A 20,041-nucleotide genomic window follows, 5' to 3' on the forward strand; every position below is an offset into this window, starting at 1 on the left:
TCGATGTCGCGTGGCGCGGCTACGCCGTCGGCACAGCCGTGCTGCAGGCGGTCCTCCTCGACCTAGCCGACCTTGCCGGCATGGCCGAGCTTCACGATCTGCGGATCATCGACGGAGGCGCGGTGAAGTCGACGCAGCCGCTACCGGAGCTGCCCAACCTCTCGTGGCTTCGACTGAACGGCACCCGCATCGTCGATGGCGACACCGCGCCACTCGCCCTGCTCGCCGGCAAAGGAGTTCGCGTCTGACCTCCCCGCCAGCCGAGCGGCCACGCTCCGGCGCGTTGAGGGGCTGAACGCCCGGTCATGCCCGCCCCGCTCCGCGACGGGCGCCCCCGGCGCCCCCGCCTGACTTGACCTCACATTGTTTGTCAAGCAAACTTGACGTAAAGCAGGCTTGACATTGCCGTGCCGCCCATCTGGAGGACCTCCTGTGCGAACTTCCCTCACCCGACGCCGGCTTCTGGCCATCGGCACGACTCTGACCGGGTCAGCGGCCGTGGGCGCCGTCGCCGGAGGCCTGTCCGACCACTCCTTCGCGCTGACCGCTACGGTCTTTGCCGCCGCGACCGTGGGGCCGATGGGCGCGTTGGCCTGGCTCCTTCTGGTCGCTCCCCGGTCCGTGGAGAGCAACCGGAACCCCGACGACGACGTCGAGCACCGCTGGGCGCAGACCGCTGCCGCCGGCGCGTTCACGGACCTGCTCGTCGTGCTTGGACTCGGCCTGGCCATAGTGTCCATCGCCGATCTAGTCCTCAAGACCCAGCTCGTCCTGCTCGCACTCGTTGTCCTCGCCATGGGTGACGCATCGGTGCGTTATGTCGGGCTGGAGCGACGCGGCCGCTGACGATGCAGAACGACATCGCGGCGCGGCGGGGCGAGCGCGGCCTGTCGCAGGCGCAACTCGCGCAAGCCCTCGGCGTCTCCCGCCAGACAGTCATCTCCATCGAGAAGGGGCGTTTCGACCCGAGCCTGCCACTCGCCTTCCGGCTCGCCTCACTGTTCGGAGCGCAGATCGAGGAGATCTTCCGTCCGGACGAGTGAGCGCCGATCGGGACGCCGATCGGTCCTAGTGGGACGCGACGAAGGTGCGCAGAAGGGCTTGCGCCCGCGCACGGATCACCGGTGTGGCGTCGAGGGAAAGCTCGGTGAGGCCCCCAGCCCCGGAGCCGTGCAACGTCCTGTCATGCCGCGCGTGGGTCATTTTCTGGGCGAGAGTGTTCGCGCCCCGTGAACCGCGCGTAGCGCCTCAACGGCATGGGCGCCCCAATGGGTCTCGAAGTTGAAGCGCCACTCCCACACCGCGTCAACAACCGTCTCGGGAGCGCCCACGAGTGAGAGCCCAGCGCGCAGGTCGCGCCAGATGTCAGCCCGGTCGTCCGCAAGCGGCAGGTTGACGACCTCAGGCTCCTGATCCCCGCCGACCTCCATGGTTGTCCAGTAGTCCCCGAGGTTCCCGAGCGCGCCGTTGACCGCGACGTAACGCTCCCGCCACGCGCCGTAGCTGACCTCATCCCCTGTCACATCTCCCGAAGGTTCATCCGACTGAAGCTGCACGGCCAGCTCGAGCAGCCGTGGAAGCAACAGCGCAAGGCGATCGAGGACCGTCTCGAGCGAGAGAGTCTCGACCTGCTCGATGAGATCGCAGTACGAGCGTGCGACTGCAGCGAATGCCTCTACGGCTCCGGACGCTGGCGGCATGCGCTCATCCTCCGTCATATCAACCCGTGCGCATGAGGACCTGACGACCGCTCTGCCGCTCGTCGGACGGGCGTTTGCCACTGCCGCCGGCCGCATCCGGTCTGTGAGGCCCCCCTGTCGGCGCGGCGTGCTGGGAGGTTGGGCGTCAGAAGGAGGGGCCGTTGAGGCCCTGTGGCGCTGGACCGCCCATGTGGGCGTGGCTCGTGCCGCCGCCGGACTGTCCGGGCAGGATTGCCGGGTTGATCGTCTCGCCCGGGCGCATGGTGAGCGTGGCCGCCGTGCGGGGGCGGGTGAGCCAGAGCGCGCTGAGCGCGCTGGCCAGCGTCATCCCAGCGGCGGTCGCGACGGCGATCTTCACGGACTGGCCGGACATGGAGAACAGGGACGGGGCCAAGCTGGTCGCCGTCACCTCCGAGACCGTCGCGGCCAGGGCGTGCGCCACCACTAGGCCCGCACGAGGCAGGCGCGGGCCGGCAGCGCCGACCAGGGCGGCCGCGGGCGTTGCGGCGAGCCGTGCGGCCACCGCCACGAGCAGGAACGTGGACAGGGCCGGCTCTACCGACTGCACCGCGAGGTGGTAGCCCGCATAGAGACACCCGCGAGAGCGGCGATCCCAACACCGGTGCCGGCGCCACGCCCTGGGGCAGCCAGAGCGAGCTGACGGGTGACGCGGGCCATTTCTCGTCTCCTCCTCAGGCCGACAGGCCTGCGTGATCGGCCCCGACACAGGGCCTCACTCTTCCGACGTTCCATTCCCGACAACGCTTGCACTGTGTGGCCTTGTGGGTCAGTGCTCGAGGAGGATGGCGTAGCCGCGTAGACCGCTCGTGGCCTCACCGGTCAGGGCTGGCAGGGCCAGCTTGCTGGGCAGCGGGCCGATGTTCAGGATGTGCTGCTCACCGTCGCACGGCACCCGCAGCGACACGGTTGGCGTAGCCCCCGGTGAGGAGTCGGTCAGGGTGAGGGTGGCTACACGGTCGCGGATGTCGGCGCGCATGACGCAGGCCGCGCGCAGGTCGTGGAGCCGCCCGGCCTGCGGCACCCTGGTCAGCGCGCTCGTCTTGCCGGGCACGGCCGAGAGGTTCACGACAACGCGGGAGATCTCACGTGACCTCTTGCTCGGCACGGGCAGCACTGCGGCTGCGGCTGCGGTGCCGCTGGTCTGCGCCGGGGCCTCGGGGACGGGGGTCATCGACCCTGTCGTCGACTGAGTGGGCAGGACCTGGAACGTCGAGCAGTGAAGGTCCGCGCCCTGCGCCGAGCAGGCGGCAACGCCCAGGAGGAGAAGGAGGCCGGTGGACACCGACGCGACGACCGACCGCGTGACTGGGCTCATGGCCGTCATGGTGAGCGCTGGGCTGTGTGCCGCAATGGCGGCGCGCCGACAAGGTCAGGCCCTGCGCAGCCGGAAAGGCCGCCACGCCACCGGAGCCGGCCATTCGCACTCCGGGACCTGAGGTCGAGGCGGCGGTGGCGTTGACGGCTCGCGCCCGCCCATGCAGGGATAACGGGTGGCCTAGAGGGGACCTCAGTGAGGCCACCACCGGGTGCTGGCTAGCCATGTCGATGCCCCGCGCCGACGCACGCACATGCCGCGAAGCGACTCTGCGCAAGACGGCGGAACCCGATGCCATGATTCCGGCGTGACCACGTGGAACCCGTTCCAGAGCCCACTCCTCCTGATCGGCTACTGGAGTGGCAGTGGAGCCGCGGAAGAATGGCCATCGGTCGCGGAGTTCGTCGACCCAAGCTGGGACACGGACGAGCGCCTTGACGTCGGTGTCTACCTCCAGAGCGGGCTCGTCGCCCGAGCATGGATGGGGTATGCGCGCTGCCGGCTCTGTGACCTGGTCAAGAACGGCAACCTCGACCTGACCGACGGAACGTACGTGTGGCCGGAAGGTCTCGCGCACTACGTACTTGAACACGACGTTCGGCTTCCAAACGAGTTCGTCGACCACGTCCGCGCGCAGAACGAACTAACCGACGGCTTGAGGGTCGACGACACGTGGTGGCGGCGCCAGATCCAGGTCCACAACGCGACCTGAGCTCGACCGCTCATGCCGCCGACAGGTCGTGCCACGTGGAGGGTTCTACAACGGGGCGAGCCCTTGCTGGCGGTGCATTGCACCACACTCCGAGTCGAGAGCTCCGAGACGAGAGCTGGTCGCACCGACGGGGCTTGGCGTGGTGTGGGCCACGACGGCGCGGCCTGGCCAAACCACTAGAACCTCACGCGGCGTCGAGGCGATGGGCCAGCCGATCGATTCCGCCCCGGATCATGGCACCGTAGCCCTCACAAGGCAGGAAATGTTCTGCTCGGCGAGCTGCCTCCAAGTGAGTTCTGGCCGCTTCGAGGTTGCCCAAGCGCAGGTTCCCGTCGCCGAGGTTCAGGTGCAGGCTCGGGGCGAAGGCGGCCGCGCTCATGATGCCCAAGGGAACCAGGTCGGCGTCCCGCACATGCTGGTGCGCCTCGAGGGCGCGTTCGTCCCACGTCACCTCGTCGGTGAGGCAGTCCTGTTGATCGGCGAGGTAGTGAGCGATGACGCACCGCTGCGCGTAGTCACCCTCGCCCGTTGCACCCCAACAGTCAGCCAACGCCTCGCGCGCCTCCTGGCTGCGACCGGCGGCCGCCTGTCCTACAGCGGCCAGAATGTCCTCCCAGTTGTTCATGGAAGGGAACGGTACGCGGCACGGCCACCCGGGTCGTGAACGAATCGGACAGCCCGGCTGCCGCGTGAGCCCCAGGGGGTTCGTCCGTCCTTGCCGCTTCTCGGTCGCCCCTTGCTCGCTGCAGCGGGCGAGCTCCGCCTGACGATCAGGAGCTGGACTGCGACCCCTGCTGGGCCGCGCGCCCGCCGTTGGTGCGTGATGCACTGAGCGCCCTGAACGCCCGCCAGACATTGAAAAGGCATGCAGCGGTATGCCCAATGTTCGGCAGAACGGAGGACAGCGAGTCTCCATGCTGGATCGTCCCGATCCAGCGGTCCAACGACCACCAACCGGGCCGAGCTTGCGCTGGGCGCCCTGAAGCGACGGCTGCGCTAGCGACCGACTCAGGCGAGAGGTGCACCGTGCAGGCATCGGCTGGATGGACAACGGCTCGAGAACCTCTCACCTAGCCGGCGACCGTGCGACCGTTCGTCGGGGTGTCAGGCGGTGACGTCCTGGGCGTGGCTGTACAGCGGGATGATGACGACCTTGCCACGGATGTTGCCGGTCTCCAGGAGTTGCATCGCCGCCTTCGCTTGGTCCATCGGGTAGCTGGCGGTCCAGGTGGGAACGAGCCGTTCGGCCTCGAGGTGTTCGGTGAGCAGTTCGAGGTCGCTGGCGCGTTCCTTGGCCATGAGCAGGGCGAGGCGCTCGGGCACGAAGAACGAGACCACCGCGCCACGGAGCTGCCTGCCTAGGCCGGTGATGTTTCCGCCGTTCTCGCCGCCGACGAAGACGACGGCGCCGCGGGGGTTCAAGGCGCGGCGCAGGCGCTTGAGAGACGAGCCGCCGCCGATGTCGAGGATCAGGTCGTAGCAGCGGGTGCCGTCGGCGAAGTCGTCGTGGGCGTAGTCAAGGACGTGATCGGCGCCGAGGCCGCGGACGAAGTCGGCCTTGGCACCGCTGGCGACGCCGGTGACCCGGGCGCCGAGGACCTTGGCGAGTTGGACTGCGTAGCTTCCGACGCCGCCGGAGGCGCCGATCACGAGCACCGTCTGACCAGCCTGGACCTTGCCGACGTCCCGCAGGGCTTGCAGTGCCGTGCTGGCGGAGATGGGGACAGCGGCGGCCTGGGCGAAGGTGAGGTTGGTCGGCTTGCGTGCGAGCTTGTTCTCGGGGCCGACGGCGTACTCGGCGAACGAGCCGGGGGCGACCCCGTAGACCTCGTCACCGGGGGCGAAGCGGGTCACGGCTGAGCCGACCTTCACCACGGTTCCGGCGACGTCACGCCCGGATATCGGGTTCTTGGGGCGTCGTAAGCCGGTCGCGATCCGCATGGCGTACGGCTTGCCCGTCATCAGGTGTTCGGTGCCGCGGTCGAGGCCGGCGGCGTGCACTTGAATGAGAACTTCGTTGTCGCCCGGTTCAGGGACGTCGACGTCGCCCACCCGTAGGACCTCGGAGGTGCCGTAGCGGTCCTGGGTGACTGCCTTCATCGTGACTCTGCCTGTCTGGGGGTCGTCTTGGTCTTCATGGTGTTCCTGTCCTTCGCTGGCTGGTGGGCTTTTGCGGATTCAGTGCCGTGTGCGGGCGATGGTGGTTCCGAGGGCTTCGGTGGCGGGCGGCGGCGATGGCGGCGGCGGCGGTGCTGAGCGTGACGGAGATGCCGACGACGGCAAGTTTGGGCATCAACGCTGCTCCTCGTGAGGCGTCGACGTGAGGGGTAGAAGGTGGTCCGAAGCGGCCTCTCGGCGGTGGTGGGCCGCTTCCCGGGCCGGCGCTGTGTTGGGAGGTGCCGCAACGCCGTGGCCGCGGCGGTCGCCTGGATGGGGGAAGCCGACAGGGAGCTGGGGGCCGGGCCGACTTCGACAGTTAGTCGGACGGCTACGACGCGTTGCCTGCCGGGTGGGTCAGACGATTCGCCTGGACAGCAGACGACCGCGCACCACCGCAAGCGCAGCACGGGCCGACTCGTCCGCGTGGGGACACGCTGCACCACCTTCACGTCCGCACCCTCCCGATGAGCCGGCTCGCGACGTGGTGGCGCAGGTCGTGCTCGAAGCGCATCCCGCCCCCTCGGGGAAGGGGGCGGGATGCGGGGGGGCTATTCGGTGGCGGCTACGGTCATCGCCCCGCGACCAGGTTGGACCGGGCCGACTGGGTGCCGCTGCCCACTGCGTTGATGGCCTGCACGGTGAACCGGTAGTTGCCGATCGCCGGCAGGGTCATCGCAAGCGTCCTGCTGGTGGCGAGCTGGACCGTGGAGACGGTCGTGGACAGCACCGCTCCCGTGGAGCTCATCCGCAGCGCGCTGACCCGGTACCCGGTGACGGCCGAGCCGCCGGTGCTGGCCGGCGCGGACCACTTCGCGGTGGCCGTGATCGTGCCGCCGGCGACCCCCGCGACCGCAATGCCGATGACCGGCGCGCCAGGCGTGGTTGCCGGCGTCACGCTCACCGCGCCCGAGTACGCCCCGGCGCCGCCAGCGCCGACGGCGCGGACCTGGACGCTGTACGTCGTGCCGTTGCTCAAGCCGGTCACCACCAGGCTGCGGGCCGTGGCCGCCGCGGCGCGCAGGGCGCCTACCTGGACGCCGCCCTGGGTGACCAGGACCTGGTAGCCCGTGACCGCCGCTCCAGTGGTCGGGGCGACCCAGCCGACGGTTGCGCTGGCGTTGCCACGGGTCGCCGTCACGCCCGTTGCGGCTCCCGGAAGGGCCGGAGCCGTGGGGACGACAGCGTTGGATACCCCGGCGGGGCTCGAGCCGACGGCGTTGACCGCGTTCACCTGAGTGGTGTAGCTCGTTCCGTTGGTCAGGCCGGAAACGGTCGCCGCCCGTGCCGTTGCAGCCACACTGAGCGCCGTGCCGACCGGCGACGCGCCGTTGAACGCCTGGACGGTGTAGCCGGTGATGGGCGAGGTGCCCGGGTTCGCCGGTGCGGTCCAGGTGACGTTGGCGGACCCGTTGCCCGCGCTGGCGACCACTCCGGTGGGGGCGCCGGGCGGGTTCTGCGGCGCAGCCGGGGTCACGGTGTTGCTCCGCTTGACCGGACCAGCGCCGGCTTGGTTCGTGGCCGAGACGTCGAACGCATACTGCGCGCCGTTGGTCAGTCCGGTCATCGTCGCGGTGGTCCCCGCGGTCACGATGACATCGGCCGGCTGCGCGCCGCTCAGGGTCACCGCGCTCACCCGGTACGAGGTGACTGCTGCGCCGCCGTCGCTGGTCGGCGCCGTCCACGTGATCGTCGCCTGGCCGTCGCCCGCCGTGGCGGCGACGGTGGCCGGGGCCGAGGGTGCGACCGCGGAGCTGATCACGTACGCGTTCGTCGACACGGCGCTCGGGTTGCCTGCCGGGTCGACCGCAATGGCCTTGATCGTCTGGCTCGCCGTGACCGAGATCTGGCCGCCGTACCCGGCGGAGGCCGAGGTGGGCGTGCTGCCGTCCACCGTGGTGTACATCGGCACGTTCTCGGGGTTCGACAAGGTGACGGCCTGTGCTGTGGTGTAGGTGCCACCGGGAGGTGTCGCGCCCGGAGACGCCGGCGCGACCGTGTCCTTGAGGAGCGTCTTCGAGGCCCCGGTGATCACGCTGCCGTCGGCGAGGGTGTAGCTGCCGGCTGCCTTGAGCGGGCCGTCCACGAGGTCGCCCCTGAGGGCAGCGGGCAGGGTGACCGACCACGTCTGGGCCCCGGTCGCCGGTGTGGGGCTCGATGCCGGCGCCGTCACCACGGTGCCGGCCGCGTCGGTCAGGGTGACCGTGACCGAGGTGGCGTCCTGCGCGGTGCCAGAGAGCACCAGGTCACCCGCGTTCGTCGCGACGTTGAGTGAGGCTGGCGTGCTGCTGGTGACGGCATAGCTCGCCTGGGGAGCGGAACAACCCGCCGCAGGGCCACCGACCGCGCCGTACTCGTAGATCGTGCTCTCCGTGGGAGAGCCGAGCGCGTTCACGGCCCCGGGGGCGCGTCCCAGCCACAGGGTCCGGGACTCACCGGCATTGACGGCGATGTCCTGGTCGTGCGCGTCCAGGCCCGTCCACGTGGCGGTCCAGCTGGTGGACCCGGGGGCGTCATAGACCGGGGTCGCCCTGATGTCGCGCTTGCCGTTGGCGTCGTACCTGAGCTTCTTGGAGATGACCCGTGCCTCGAACGAGCCGGCGGCCAGCTGGGCGCCCGCCGCGTCGGCAGCCGTTCCCTTCATGACGATGGCCCCACCGACGTTGGTGGCCGCTTGGGTCACCGTGACGTTGGCGGTAGGCGTCTCGTCAGCCACGCCGCGCTGGTCGGTGACCCGGATGACGTCCCCGGGCAGGATGTCCGGGGTGACCGCCGACCAGCACGGCGCCCCGAGGTGGTTGAGGTCGACCATCCCGTCGAAGCCCGGCGTGGTGGGGTCGTCCGTGGGGATCACCCCGGTCGAGGTGCCGATGACGACACCGTTGCGGAAGTCCTCGAACGTGAGCACGTCGCCCGCGGCGTAGCCGTCGACGTGAATGAAGTCCCTCTGCGGGAAGACGATGATGCTGTGCCCGTTGGCGGGCGGACTGTTGACCACGGTCGCGGCGGCCGCGGCGCCGGCAGGGTTGAGAGCGATACCGACCGCGCTGATGGCGAGCGAACACGCCAGACCCAGGTGCAGTCCGGCACGTGGGTGGCGGCCGGAGCCGCGATGGGTGGAAAAGGCAATGGACATGGAAACGGCCCCCTCAAGGAAAGCTTTGGACATCGGCTTCCATCGGAAAATCGATGATGATGTCTGGTCCGACAGTGCACCCGAGACCTCGGAGAAACCTCGGGCTCGGCCGCCACGACCCGATGTGCCTGGACGCTCGTTACGTGCCGAACTCGCCTCTGGCGACGTGCGATCCGGCGCGCCGCTGCCTCGCACGTGGACACCGAAGCGGGCTTCATCGCGCCTCCGCCTGGGCTGCGCAGAACGTCGGCGTCCGCGTGCCGCGTTCACCCACGTCGTGCTGCGGGGCGTTCCGGTTCGTTGCGCGCGCTGGTTCAGGCCGACAACGGGGACTGGCTCACCCGGCGACTCCGGGCCATCGAGAGGAACCGCTCCAGCAGCCGCCAGTCGTCCTCGTCCTCCACGCCGGCGTCCGCTCCCCCGGCTCCGTGACGCCGAGGCCCGCGGGTCGAGGCGTCGGGTGAGGACACCACCAGATGAAGCCGGACCACGGCGTCCACCAGCGCCGCCAAGGGGTCGTCGTCCACCTGCCTCACGCTCTCGAGGAGCCGAGCGAAGACCTCGCGGATGCCTGGACCTGGGGTGCAGCCCAGCTCGTCGGCGAAGAGCCGTCGACACTCGTCGTAGGCTCGGAGCCCCTCCGCATGGAGACCGCGACGTCGACAGGACTCGAGGACGACGCGCCACGCCTTCTCGTCGAAGGGATTCGACGCGAGGGCGCGCCGCGCCCACCGGTGCGCCTGCTCGAGATCCGCTTCGGCGAGGGCGGCCTCGGCGGCCTCGTCGAGAACCTGCAGCAGCTCCGTGCCGAGGCGCCTGCGCGCCTCCACGACCCAGTCGAGACCCTCGTCGGGCAGCAGGGCGCCGCCCACGACGTCCAGGGCCTCTGCATAGAGGCGAACGACGTCGGCACCTCCACGGGCGCGCGCCCGCGCACTGAGGTCCCGGAAGCGATGCACGTCGACCTCGATGCCCGCCAGGTCCAGCAGGTAGCCGCCGGGCACCGTGCGCACCGCGCGTCCCAACCCCGCTGACACGGTATCGAGGCGCTTCCGCAGCAGGCTCACGTACCCCTCGAGCGTGCTCATCGCACCAGCGGGTGGCGTGTCGGCCCAGAGCAGCTCGACGAGACTCGCCTTGGACACGGCCTGCTCCCGACGGAGCAGCAGCGCGACGAGGATCTGTCGGGGCTTGGCGCCGCCCAGCTGCCTCGGTCCGAGGGAACGGCCACCGGCCGTCACGCGCAGTCCCCCGCACAGCTGCACCTGCGCGCGGGCCGCTGCCGGTGCACGCACCTCCTGCCCGGCAGGACCCCGCGCCAGCACCTCCGCGCCCGCCGCTCCAGCTGTCCGGACGGACGCACCGGCCCGTCCCTCCCCGATCATGGATCCCATGTCAACCCTCCCTTGACCCGTCCATCGTGGGTGCATGGACGGCGGGGTTCGACCACCACGTGTGGGGAGCGGCGGACCCGAAGATTGGGGGTGAGCAAGTCACCCCACTTCGGGGACGCCGGCCTTGTTCATCTGCTACTCATCGCCGACCCGGCGGCGCTGGGTGCCTGGAGGAGGTCGAACCATCCCTCCTGGGTCGCTGCGAGCCCGATGACGGTCACGGCCAGCACAGCCGTCACGGCGAGGCGTCCCGCGTGGTCGGACATCCTCGGACGGCTCGCGAGCGCGGTCGCCCGCCGCAGGAGCACGACCGCGAGGACCACCGCCGACAGCTCCAGCGCCGCCGCCGCGCAGTCCGGGAGCCCTACCGGTTCGGGGACGCCCGGCTCCGGGCCGATGGGCAGCCCCCACACCCTCGACCACGCCCAGATCACCGCAGGACCCGTCGAGATGGCGGTGACCAGGAGCAGGACAGCGCCACCGCGACGCTGCCGCAGGGCCATTGCGGCCCCCGCCTGCAGCACGGCCAGGACGATGAAGAAGACTCCGGCGACCGGCCACTCCTGGAGGTGCTCGGGGACCACGGCGACGTGGATGGCGGCGCCGCCGACGAGGGTCGCTGCGAGGAGACCTCGGAGCTCCCCGACGGCCCCAGCGGGACCGGTGCGCAGACGACGGAGGCGGCTCACGGCATACGGCAGGCGCAGCACCGACGGACTGGGGCCACGGGCCCCGCGGCTGAGGCGACGGGCGGCATCCAGGCGGCCCCCGAAGAGCATGGCGGACCAGGCCACGACGCCGACGTTGGTGAGCAGCAGCAGGCCCGCCCCGAGTCCGGTCGCCCGCACCTGCAGCCAGATCGTGTCCTGCCGCAGCCGCTCGAGGCAGTCCACCCGGCAGTCCCCACGCATCGTCGACATCATCTGCAGGTCACCCGACTGGAGCTGGTAGTCGTAGGCCGCGCCGGCCGCCATCTCCGCGACGGCGACCAGCGTGGCTGCCACGACGACGAGCCCGGCGGTGGCGAGGAGCCCGGTCCGGCGCCCGCCCCGTCGCGACCACCGCAACGCGAGTCCGAGGGCGCCGATGACGGCGCAGACGTAGAGCGGGACGAGCACCGTCGACTGGTGCCACCACGTCGTGAAGGGCCCCTGGCCGCGCCCGACGGCGCCGACCGCACCCCGCATCGAGGTGACCCAGAAGCCGTCGGCGTAGGCGAGCACCACCGCGAGCGGCAGCACCGTCACCCAGGGCACGGCAGGACGGTGGACGGTCCTCGCGTCGGGGACCGCGACGGGACGGGTGGATGTCGTCATGGGAGCACCTCTTCTTCGTCGACGGGCTGGAGCGTGACGTGCCCACCCAGGGGTGGGCACGTCACGGCATACGGGCTCTTACGGCGTGATCTCCCAGCCGAACATCATGGCGTGGTCCTCGTGAGCCAGGTTGTGGCAGTGCGCGACGTACGGTCCGACGAAGTCGCGGAATCCGCGGTAGACGATGACGGACTCCCCCGGGTCGAGCGCCGTCAGGTCCTCCCTCGAGACGTCGTCGGGGTGCCCCGGGTCGCCCTTGGTCGCGTCCTTGCCGTTGCGCATCACCACGCGGTGCTCCTCCATGTGCAGGTGGAACGGATGCACCCAACCACCCCCGCCGTTGCGGATCTCCCAGAGGTTGAAGCTGCCGCGCTTCTGCTGGGCGAGGGGCGTCTTGCCTGCGGGGTTCTTCAGGCTCGCACTGACGTGCGACGGGTCGAAGGGCGTGCCGTTGATGAGCCATTCCACGTCGGCCGACGAGCTGCCCCGCTGGACCTCGAAGATGAGCCTGTTGTCGAGCATGCTCTGCCAGTTGCTCGGCAGCGGCGGGAGCTCACGCAGCAGCTGACCGGGCTGGGGCATGAGGCTGTTGTCGGGGGCGTCGTCGCCGATGACGAACTTCATCACGGGCACCTTGTACTTCGGGTCCGGAGAGAAGCGCGACGAGCTCGCCCACATGCGCCCGTTCGGCATCTTCATGACGTTCGTCAGGTAGATGACGTCACCCTTGGTCGTCGGCGTCCCGTCCTGGTAGCGCGTGAAGTCGATGATGACCTCTCGCCGCTTGGCCGGCCACAGCTCGAACGAGTCGCGCCTCAGCGCGAACGGCAGCAGGCCTCCGTCCGAGGCGATCTGGGTGAACTGCATGCACTGCTGGCCGTCGGGGATGCGGTACTGGCCCTCGAGCTCGTCACCGCGGTAGCCCAGGGACGCCGCGGACTTCGGCCCCTGGGTCGAGGCCATCAGCTTGAACTCGTAGATGCGCGCGACCGACGCGTCGAGGAACCGGAAGCGGTACTTGCGCCGCTTCACCTCCATGACGGGGTATGCCGTGCCGTTGACGGTGAAGATGTCGCCGACGAAGCCGTGGTTGGGGAAGTGCTTGTAGAAGGTCTTGCCCCACCACTCGGGGTGGGTGGCCGGGTTCTTGGCGGCGGGGAACTCCCCCATCCCGTCGTGGACGTCCTGGTGCGTCGTCACCCCGTCGTCGAGCCGGCAGTCGAAGAAGGCGAGCGGCACGTCGTAGTCGACGTCGAAGGACCCGTCGGGGTTGTCATGACGCACGCCGGGGAGCCTCAGTCCTCGCGTCTCGTCGCCCATGTCCATGCCGTTCTTGGGGTCGTAGATCGGGTAGAGGCCGACCATTCCCTTGTAGACGTTCGAGCCGGTGTGGTCCATCCGGTGGTCGTGGAACCAGAAGAAGCTCTGCTTCTCCCGGTCGTCGCCACCGGCGGGCCAGTTGAGGTAGAGGTTGTCGCAGAACGTCTTCGGACCGTAGCCGGTCGCCTTGGGACCGTAGGTCATGCAGTAGTGCGGGTTGCCGTCGCTCTCCGGCGCGGTGTGCCCGTTGTGCAGGTGGGTGAGGAACGACCAGTCCGGCGACCCGAAGTCCTGGCGGTCGAGCCCGAGCGGGTTCTCGTCGAGGTGGTTCTCGAAACGGACCAGGCACGGCTTGCCGTACTCCGCGTTGATGCGGGGGCCGGGGAACGTCCCGTTGAACCCGTAGATGGTGCTCATCGGAAGCCAGCGCTTGGTGCCCGGCGCGAACGTCGCCCCGAACGCGTCGAAGGAGGCCGTTGGCTTGCCGTTGGCGTCGATGGGCAGGACCTGCGAGGTCGTGAACGAGTGCGCACGCAGCAGGAGGTCGATCTTGTAGACGATGGGATCGGGGTAGCCGATCTTGCTCGGCCAGATCTGGTGCCGCTCACTGCCGAACGAGTTCTGTTGTCCCACACCGGGGCCGGGCGGCTTCGCCCATCTGCTGAACGTCGACGCGGGGACAGGTGCCAGCGCCTTGGGAATGGGCAGCACGTCCCTGAAGGGCGAGAGGATCAGCGGGCTCGTGGGGAACGCCTCGACGTAGAAGAGCATGTCGCCCAACGTCGTCGACGAGGCTGCGAAGGCGCCGTCGGGCGAGAGCAACCCCTTCTCGGCCAGGACGGGTCCTCCGAACCCGCGCGCCGCGAGCAGTGCCGCGCCCAGGCCGCCCGCGGCCCCGAGCCGCAGGACGCTGCGGCGGCCGACCCCTCCGGCGTCGGACACGCTTGGGTCTGCCTCTGCTGAAGGCGTGAATGCGTTCATGCCAGCTCCTCCCGTGACGGACGTCGCAGCCTCCCGGTGCGGGAGGCTCCCACTCGACGCCCAGCTCGATATCGACTAGGGCCAGGCGGCCCGCAGAACGCGGGTCATGGCCTCGGTCACCATGGTGGGCCGGGGTGCTCGGGCAAACCTCGGGGTCCGCGGCGCCACCCAAGGTGGTGACGGTTTCAGTGGACCCGACACCGTACGCGGCGTATTCCTGAGACAGCCCACGATGTCTTGCCCCACACTGACGCAGAGGCAAGCTCCGGGGGGGGATCGCTCATGAAGACTGCACCATGCATCGACAGCGCCCAGACGTCCGTACTCGTCGTGGACGACCACGGCGTTCTCGCGGACGCCATCGGGATGGTCATCAACAGTGAGCCGGACATGCACTGTGTGGCCACCGCACACAGCGCTGCCCAGGCCCGAGCCCTGGCCGCGTACTGGAGGCCCGACGTCATCATGATGGACGTCCGGCTCGGGGGGGACGACGGGATCGAGCTGGCCGCCGAGCTCATCCACGACGCTCCGGACGTGCGCGTCATCGTGCTCAGCGCCTTCATCGACCAGGCGTTGCTCAACCGGGCCGTGAATGCCGGAGCCTGCGCGTTGATGCCGAAGGACGGCTCCTTGGACCAGATCCTGGCCTCCCTCCGGTCCTCCACCCGTGGGGGCTTCGACGTCGACCCCACGGTGTTGCGGACGCTCGCACGGTCCCATGCCGACCGCCACGGGGCGCCGGTCCCTCGACTGACGCCGCGGGAGACAGATGTCCTGCGCCGCCTCTCGGACGGCGCAGACGCGGTGATGATCGCCCGCGAGCTCGGCATCTCGGTGCTGACGTGCCGAGGCTACGTCAAGACCCTTCTCCGAAAGCTGCACGCGCACTCGCAGCTCGAGGCGGTCGTGACGGCAAGCCGGCTCGGGCTGATCTCACCGACCAGGCATGGCTAGAGTCCGCCCTCGCGTCGCGGCATGGCGCTCCGGCCCCCGACCGGTCGTGCGCGAGGCGATGTCGAGGTTCACGCTGTGGACCCTGGTCGCGTTCCTCATCGTCACGGTCGGCGCCGTCCTGGTGGCCCGCGCCCTCGCGGCCGACCTGGCGCTACGCGAGGCGAGCCTGCGAGGGAGGACATTCGCCCTCAACGTCGCCGCGCCCTTCGTCAACGGCGCCGTGCGCGCCCGGGACGGCGGGGCCACTGCGGGCCTGGTCACCGTCGTCCAGTCACGACTGCGCGACGGCTCCCTGGTGCACGTGAAGCTCTGGTCGGTGGACGGCGAGGTCATCTGGTCGGACGAGCAGGCGCTCATCGGCCGGACCTACCCGATGGACGAAGAGGTCACCTCGCTCTTCGGTACCCAGGAGGTCTTCGCCGACTTCTCGGACCTGACGAAGGTGGAGAACGCCGCCGAGCGGGCTTCGGGACAGCTGCTCGAGGTGTATGTCGGCGCGTTCGACACCGACAACCGGCCCATCGTCATCGAGTCGTACTGGTCCACGGCACGACTGCAGAGCGACACCACGCTGGTGATGCTGCGGCTCACGGCCCTCGCCGTCGGCTCGATGCTGGTCCTCACGCTCTTCCTGCTGCCGCTCGCCATCTCACTCGCCCGCCGGGTGGACCATGCCCGGGCCGAGCGCAACCAGATGCTCCGCCACGCCCTCGCAGCATCGGACCTGGAGCGTCGCCGCATCGCTGAGGAGCTGCACGACGGCCTGATCCAGAACCTGGCCGCCCTCGGCTACGCTCTGCCCCTCATCGCCCGCGAGCTGCCCGGGGACTCGCACGGAGCCCGCGAGATGCTCGACTCGGCCGCCCCGAGCCTGCGGGGGGACATCGCCACGCTCCGAGGTCTTGTCACCGACCTGTATCCCGCCGACCCGTCGCGCAGCGGACTCGTCACCGCCCTGGACGTCCTCGCCAAGCGGGCCGGCGAGTCAGGCGTCACCGTGGACGTCGACGTGTCACAGGACTACGCGTCCATGTCGAAGGACGTCATCCGGCTGACCTACCGCGTCCTTCGAGAGGGCCTTCGCAACGTCGTCAAGCACGCCGGCGCCTCCCGGGCGCGTCTCAGCGCGCGCGTGGACGGCCGGGAGGTCGTCGTCAGCGTGGAGGACGACGGCGTCGGCCCACCTGTCGCGCCCCCGGACGCGGGCCACCACGGCCTCCGTCTCCTGGAGGACACCCTGACGGACCTAGGCGGATCGCTGCGGCTCGCCGCGATCCCAGAGGGTGGGACCGAGCTCGTCGCGCGATTCCCCACAGCCTTCTCGAACGTGTTCTCCGACTGATGCGGGTTACCAAGTCGGTCGGCCCCATCGGGTCATCCCAGACCTCCGGACGCAGCACGGTTCCAGGCACTGCGAACGGCCTCGAGAACTGTGGCCGGCACCGCGTCCTTGACGACGTAGGCCGCCGCGCCGGCTTCCAGTGCAGCCAGCTTGCTCTCCTGCGACGGTTCCCCCGTCAGCACGACCACCTGGGTCCGTGGCAGCTCGCGCACGATGCGGCGCGTGGCCTCGACACCGTCGAGTCCCGGCATACGGATGTCCATGAGAACGACATCGGGATGCGTCTGCCGTGCCACCTCGACTCCCTGCTCGCCAGTCGCGGCCGCCCCACAGACGTCGAGATCGGTCTCGAGACTGAACAGCGAAGCGAGGCCGATGCGCATGATCTCCGCGTCGTCGACGATGAGTATCCGGACCACTCCTCATCACCTCCACGGCCGGTTGGTTCGTGGTTCCGTCCATGTCGAGCGACGGCACCCGGGTGGGCGTCCGAGATGCTCGACCTGCGGCCCACCCTGAGTTCTCCTCATACTCGCAGCAGCTCGCCGGAGGCTCACCCACCACAGGAGGGGTGAGGTACCCCCAAAACTGGGGTTTGACCGCAACCCCTCACGGTGGATCGCTCCTCCGCCCGACGGCCGCTGGGAGCCGGCGCCGTATCACGTCGACAGGCGTGCTGCCAGAGGACGGACCAAGGGAAGATCCCCCCAAATCTCGGGGGGAAGGTTCCCCCACGGTGGCGCATGTCGCCCAGTGCGGTCGAACCCACCATGGAGTCACATCTCGGGGGGTCCTCGTGATGCACGGTGATGTCGTCCGACAGCTGCACCACATCGCCATGCCGCCGGACCTCTTCCCCCTGTCCCCGCTGCCCAGGCAAGCGGGTCCATCCCACGCCAGCGCGTGTCAGCTCAGCACAACGGACGGAGGACGGCAATGTCTGATCAACCCGGAGGTGCGCTCACCACGCGCTTCACCAGCAGAACCGGCGCGGGGGGTGGGGGGCGCCCGCGTCGGCGTCTCCTCTCCGCCGTGGCCGCGATCGGGCTCGCTGCGGGCCTGGCCCCGGTGGCGAGCCTTGCCGCCACCGGGGCGGTAGCCCCGCTGGTCACGCCCGCGACCAACCCGGTCGTGGCCTCGAGCACGCAGTTCGACATCACGGGGTTCCTTCAGTCGGCCACGCTGGACACGCCCTCCGACCCGCACTCGGGAGGCGCGCTCACGGTCAACGGCCACTCGGTCGTCGTCCCGAGGGAGACCATCGTCATCCTGCCGGCGAGCGCCCTGACGTGGCAGGAGCTCTTCACCCACGCGCCCGCACCCTACGGACCGGGCCAGACCGGCCTGGCGCTCAGCGACTCCCCGAAGCCCCTGACCACCTACGAGGTGCACGTCGTCGGCAACCGCGTCATCGACAACAGCGGTGACCGCTACATCGCCGGACTCGTCGACGTGGCGCAGCAGGACCTCAACTCGGGCGCCGGCTACGTCAGCTTCATCGACTACGACACGGGCGAGATGGAGGTCGGCGGGACGCCCGGCGTCGCCGGCACCGGCACGCGGGTACGCATCAACGACCCGGCAGTCGCCCCGTCCACGACCTCGGGTCGCTACGGCCGCGCGATGTCCCCTGACGACCGCTTCCAGGTGGACCAGGACAACCCCACGATCCTGGCCGAGACCGGGTTCCCGATGTGCATCCCGCGCAGCGCACCGACCACGACCAACGACGACAGCGAGTGCCCGCAGGCCAACCGTCCCGTCTACACCGGGACCGACACCTCGGGGATCACGCCACAACCCGCCCTCCCCGCACGGGGCGCTCCCTACACGTTGTTCCGGATGGACTCGCCGGCCGACGTCGACGCCAACACCTGCGCTCGCGGCACCTGCGCCGACCCACGCAAGCAGGCACCGTTCGAGATCGGTGACTACGTCACCTTCGCCGGCAACCTCGTCCGGGACGGCGGCGCCAACGGCGGGCAGTACGTCTCCACCCATACCGTCGTGGCGAGCCTCGGCATCTACACCCAGCCAGGCATCGACCCCGCCTACGTGTCGGTCGACGTCTCGCTGATCGGAACGGGCGGTCTGACCGTCTTCGGTGCGGGCGAGGCAGGCGCGCGCACCCGGTTCGAGGGCATGACCACCGACGAGTCGCGGATGATCCGGCTCTACGGCGTCGACGTCAACCCGGTCACGGGTGCGACGAGCGACCGCGAGTGGGGCACGATCATGCCCGACCCGGGACCTCCCGGCGGTGCGGTGCGAGGGCGCTGGCGGTTCCGGCCGCCGTGCACGGCGACGGTGGCCACGCAGAAGGCCTGCACACCGCCCCCGGCCGGCCAGTTCATCCCACCGACGCGTGAGGTGCGTGCGGTCGTCGACGGTCTCTCCGAGTTCCTTCCCGGCACGATCAACGCCAACCCGGCGAGCCAGGTCCCCGGGACCCCCGGTGCCAAGACCGCGGCCAACGGCATCTACTACGGTCAGTACCACGCACCCATCGGTGAGTACATCTTCCCCGAGAACGTGCCCGGCACGCCGATCCCCGAGAACAACTTCAACTCGATTCCCTTTCTCGCCTACGGCGGCTACAGCTCAGTCACCGGTGTCAAGGCGGGAGTGCTGTCGCCGTGGCCGAGCAGCGTCGCCGCCCCTGCGGTCGTCTGTGCCACGCCGACGATCAACGGAGCCCCGTACTCGGTCGCGAACGGCGCCAGCATCCCGCTGTCGGGCGGTGTCACCAACGGGGCGTCGACCCCGGTCACGCTCCAGTGGACGGCCGGAACCACACCGGGGGGCACGGACCTCAACCGCGCCCTGACCGGCGCCACGACGACCACCCCGACGTTCAAGGCAACGGGGCTCGCGGCGGGCACCTACAACCTGACGCTCACGGTGTCGAACACCTGTGGAGTTGCGTCCACGTCGACCATGGTCACGGTGCAGGCGGCGCCCCCGCCGACGGTCGGCCCCATCCAGAACCAGACGGTGACGGCCGGCAACCTGGTGACGCTGACGGCGTCCAGCAGCTCGCTGCCCGCGCCGACGTGGGCCTGGACGCAGACCGCCGGCCCGGCCAGCCCTGCTCTCACGCAGTCACCGGCTGCGGCGACCGCCGGAGGGACCTCACAGCTGAAGTTCACGCCCACCGGGGCGGGGACCTACAGCTTCACGGTCAAGGCGACGAACGCCAATGGCTCCTCGCCCGACACGACGGTGACGGTCACCGTCACGGCTGCGGTGCCGACCAACGTCACCCTGACCCCCGTCGAGTACCGGACGTCGAAGCAGCGCCTGGTCGTGACCGCGACGTCGACCGACACGACCGTGAGCTCGATGCGGCTGTTGCCGTACCTGACGGAGAAGGGCACGATGTTCGACCCGGCCACGTTGGGCGCAGCGAACCTCACGGTCTCGCTCGTCGCGCCAGGCTCCTTCACCGTGACGGCCGTCGGTGCTCCGCCACCGGCCTGCAACCTCGGCGGGACCTATGCCACGCCGTGCGCGCAGACACCGCTGACGGTCAAGTCCCTCGACGCCGCAGGCACGGTGATCGGCACGAGCCCACCGTCGCGGCTGGACAAGATCAGGCAGTAGGCGCCGGACCGACGGCTGTCGGGGTCGACCCCCCCCGACCCCGACAGCCCCCACGCCGTTGCTGCCAGGGCCTGCCCCCCGGCCCTG

General features: G+C 69.9%; 17 protein-coding genes. 7 read left to right on the forward strand and 10 right to left on the reverse strand.

The features are described from left to right. Positions 1 to 38: 38 nt before the first annotated feature. The 3 genes from LQK93_RS19950 (at position 39) to LQK93_RS19960 (ending at position 1,043) form a co-directional block, all read left to right on the forward strand. Positions 39 to 248 (forward strand): hypothetical protein, encoded by a 210-nt coding sequence (locus LQK93_RS19950; protein ID WP_374969505.1) that lies wholly within the window; start codon positions 39 to 41, stop codon positions 246 to 248. 184 nt (positions 249 to 432) lie between these two features. Then, complete coding sequence (locus LQK93_RS19955; RefSeq protein WP_374969506.1) at positions 433 to 846, forward strand: hypothetical protein; 414 nt, start codon at positions 433 to 435, stop codon at positions 844 to 846. A 2-nt stretch (positions 847 to 848) separates the two neighbouring features. Continuing rightward, on the forward strand, positions 849 to 1,043 hold the full coding sequence (locus LQK93_RS19960) for a helix-turn-helix transcriptional regulator (protein WP_374969507.1): 195 nt from the start codon (positions 849 to 851) through the stop codon (positions 1,041 to 1,043). A 156-nt stretch (positions 1,044 to 1,199) separates the two neighbouring features. Here the strand turns inward: LQK93_RS19960 and LQK93_RS19965 are convergent, their stop codons facing one another. The 3 genes from LQK93_RS19965 to LQK93_RS19975 all read right to left on the reverse strand — a co-directional run bounded on the left by LQK93_RS19965 (position 1,200) and on the right by LQK93_RS19975 (position 3,036). Continuing rightward, complete coding sequence (locus LQK93_RS19965; protein WP_374969508.1) at positions 1,200 to 1,700, reverse strand: DUF5063 domain-containing protein; 501 nt, start codon at positions 1,698 to 1,700, stop codon at positions 1,200 to 1,202. A 145-nt stretch (positions 1,701 to 1,845) separates the two neighbouring features. After that, positions 1,846 to 2,268, reverse strand: coding sequence for a hypothetical protein (locus LQK93_RS19970; RefSeq protein ID WP_374969509.1), 423 nt, complete (start codon positions 2,266 to 2,268; stop codon positions 1,846 to 1,848). 219 nt (positions 2,269 to 2,487) lie between these two features. After that, positions 2,488 to 3,036 carry a hypothetical protein gene (locus LQK93_RS19975; RefSeq protein ID WP_374969510.1) on the reverse strand — a complete coding sequence of 183 codons (549 nt, stop codon included), beginning with the start codon at positions 3,034 to 3,036 and terminating at the stop codon, positions 2,488 to 2,490. 307 nt (positions 3,037 to 3,343) lie between these two features. On the opposite strand from LQK93_RS19975, the gene LQK93_RS19980 reads away from it, so the two are divergent. Further along, positions 3,344 to 3,748 carry a hypothetical protein gene (locus LQK93_RS19980; RefSeq protein WP_374969511.1) on the forward strand — a complete coding sequence of 135 codons (405 nt, stop codon included), beginning with the start codon at positions 3,344 to 3,346 and terminating at the stop codon, positions 3,746 to 3,748. Positions 3,749 to 3,932: 184 nt separating this feature from the next. On the opposite strand, the gene LQK93_RS19985 is transcribed toward LQK93_RS19980, so the two are convergent. The 6 genes from LQK93_RS19985 to LQK93_RS20010 form a co-directional block, all read right to left on the reverse strand. Next, complete coding sequence (locus LQK93_RS19985) at positions 3,933 to 4,373, reverse strand: hypothetical protein (protein WP_374969512.1); 441 nt, start codon at positions 4,371 to 4,373, stop codon at positions 3,933 to 3,935. 479 nt (positions 4,374 to 4,852) lie between these two features. After that, positions 4,853 to 5,848, reverse strand: coding sequence for an NAD(P)-dependent alcohol dehydrogenase (locus LQK93_RS19990; protein ID WP_374969513.1), 996 nt, complete (start codon positions 5,846 to 5,848; stop codon positions 4,853 to 4,855). Positions 5,849 to 6,476: 628 nt separating this feature from the next. Then, positions 6,477 to 9,041 (reverse strand): fibronectin type III domain-containing protein, encoded by a 2,565-nt coding sequence (locus LQK93_RS19995; RefSeq protein ID WP_374969514.1) that lies wholly within the window; start codon positions 9,039 to 9,041, stop codon positions 6,477 to 6,479. Between the two features lie 314 nt (positions 9,042 to 9,355). Further along, a complete protein-coding gene (locus LQK93_RS20000; protein WP_374969515.1) occupies positions 9,356 to 10,435 on the reverse strand; it encodes a BTAD domain-containing putative transcriptional regulator in 1,080 nt (359 codons plus the stop codon). A 128-nt stretch (positions 10,436 to 10,563) separates the two neighbouring features. Next, the gene (locus LQK93_RS20005; protein ID WP_374969516.1) at positions 10,564 to 11,751 is read right to left on the reverse strand and encodes a hypothetical protein; all 1,188 of its coding nucleotides are present in this window, start codon (positions 11,749 to 11,751) and stop codon (positions 10,564 to 10,566) included. 78 nt (positions 11,752 to 11,829) lie between these two features. Beyond that, positions 11,830 to 14,052 (reverse strand): multicopper oxidase family protein, encoded by a 2,223-nt coding sequence (locus LQK93_RS20010; protein WP_374969517.1) that lies wholly within the window; start codon positions 14,050 to 14,052, stop codon positions 11,830 to 11,832. 282 nt (positions 14,053 to 14,334) lie between these two features. Between LQK93_RS20010 and LQK93_RS20015 the strand changes: the two genes are divergently transcribed. Next, positions 14,335 to 15,009, forward strand: a complete 675-nt coding sequence (locus LQK93_RS20015) for a response regulator (RefSeq protein ID WP_374969518.1) — start codon at positions 14,335 to 14,337, stop codon at positions 15,007 to 15,009. Continuing rightward, a complete protein-coding gene (locus tag LQK93_RS20020; RefSeq protein WP_374969519.1) occupies positions 15,002 to 16,351 on the forward strand; it encodes a sensor histidine kinase in 1,350 nt (449 codons plus the stop codon). The genes LQK93_RS20015 and LQK93_RS20020 overlap by 8 nt, the downstream gene beginning before the upstream one ends. A 32-nt stretch (positions 16,352 to 16,383) precedes the next feature. Here LQK93_RS20020 and LQK93_RS20025 read toward each other — a convergent pair whose 3' ends face one another. Next, the gene (locus LQK93_RS20025) at positions 16,384 to 16,770 is read right to left on the reverse strand and encodes a response regulator transcription factor (RefSeq protein ID WP_374969521.1); all 387 of its coding nucleotides are present in this window, start codon (positions 16,768 to 16,770) and stop codon (positions 16,384 to 16,386) included. A 613-nt stretch (positions 16,771 to 17,383) separates the two neighbouring features. Between LQK93_RS20025 and LQK93_RS20030 the strand changes: the two genes are divergently transcribed. Beyond that, on the forward strand, positions 17,384 to 19,954 hold the full coding sequence (locus LQK93_RS20030) for a PKD domain-containing protein (protein WP_374969522.1): 2,571 nt from the start codon (positions 17,384 to 17,386) through the stop codon (positions 19,952 to 19,954). Positions 19,955 to 20,041: the final 87 nt, after the last annotated feature.

This window comes from Terrabacter sp. BE26 (genome assembly GCF_041941675.1).
In the GTDB taxonomy this organism is placed as follows: domain Bacteria; phylum Actinomycetota; class Actinomycetes; order Actinomycetales; family Dermatophilaceae; genus Terrabacter.

Bases quoted from the DNA above. Each gene is read 5' to 3' on its own strand.
- LQK93_RS20010 (WP_374969517.1), bottom strand. From the start codon at position 14,052: ATGAACGCATTCACGCCTTCAGCAGAGGCAGACCCAAGCGTGTCCGAC.
- LQK93_RS19995 (WP_374969514.1), bottom strand. From the start codon at position 9,041: ATGTCCATTGCCTTTTCCACCCATCGCGGCTCCGGCCGCCACCCACGT.
- LQK93_RS19960 (WP_374969507.1), top strand. From the start codon at position 849: ATGCAGAACGACATCGCGGCGCGGCGGGGCGAGCGCGGCCTGTCGCAG.
- LQK93_RS19985 (WP_374969512.1), bottom strand. From the start codon at position 4,373: ATGAACAACTGGGAGGACATTCTGGCCGCTGTAGGACAGGCGGCCGCC.
- LQK93_RS20020 (WP_374969519.1), top strand. From the start codon at position 15,002: ATGGCTAGAGTCCGCCCTCGCGTCGCGGCATGGCGCTCCGGCCCCCGA.
- LQK93_RS20015 (WP_374969518.1), top strand. From the start codon at position 14,335: ATGAAGACTGCACCATGCATCGACAGCGCCCAGACGTCCGTACTCGTC.
- LQK93_RS20005 (WP_374969516.1), bottom strand. From the start codon at position 11,751: ATGACGACATCCACCCGTCCCGTCGCGGTCCCCGACGCGAGGACCGTC.
- LQK93_RS19990 (WP_374969513.1), bottom strand. From the start codon at position 5,848: ATGAAGGCAGTCACCCAGGACCGCTACGGCACCTCCGAGGTCCTACGG.
- LQK93_RS19965 (WP_374969508.1), bottom strand. From the start codon at position 1,700: ATGCCGCCAGCGTCCGGAGCCGTAGAGGCATTCGCTGCAGTCGCACGC.
- LQK93_RS19975 (WP_374969510.1), bottom strand. From the start codon at position 3,036: ATGAGCCCAGTCACGCGGTCGGTCGTCGCGTCGGTGTCCACCGGCCTC.
- LQK93_RS20000 (WP_374969515.1), bottom strand. From the start codon at position 10,435: ATGGGATCCATGATCGGGGAGGGACGGGCCGGTGCGTCCGTCCGGACA.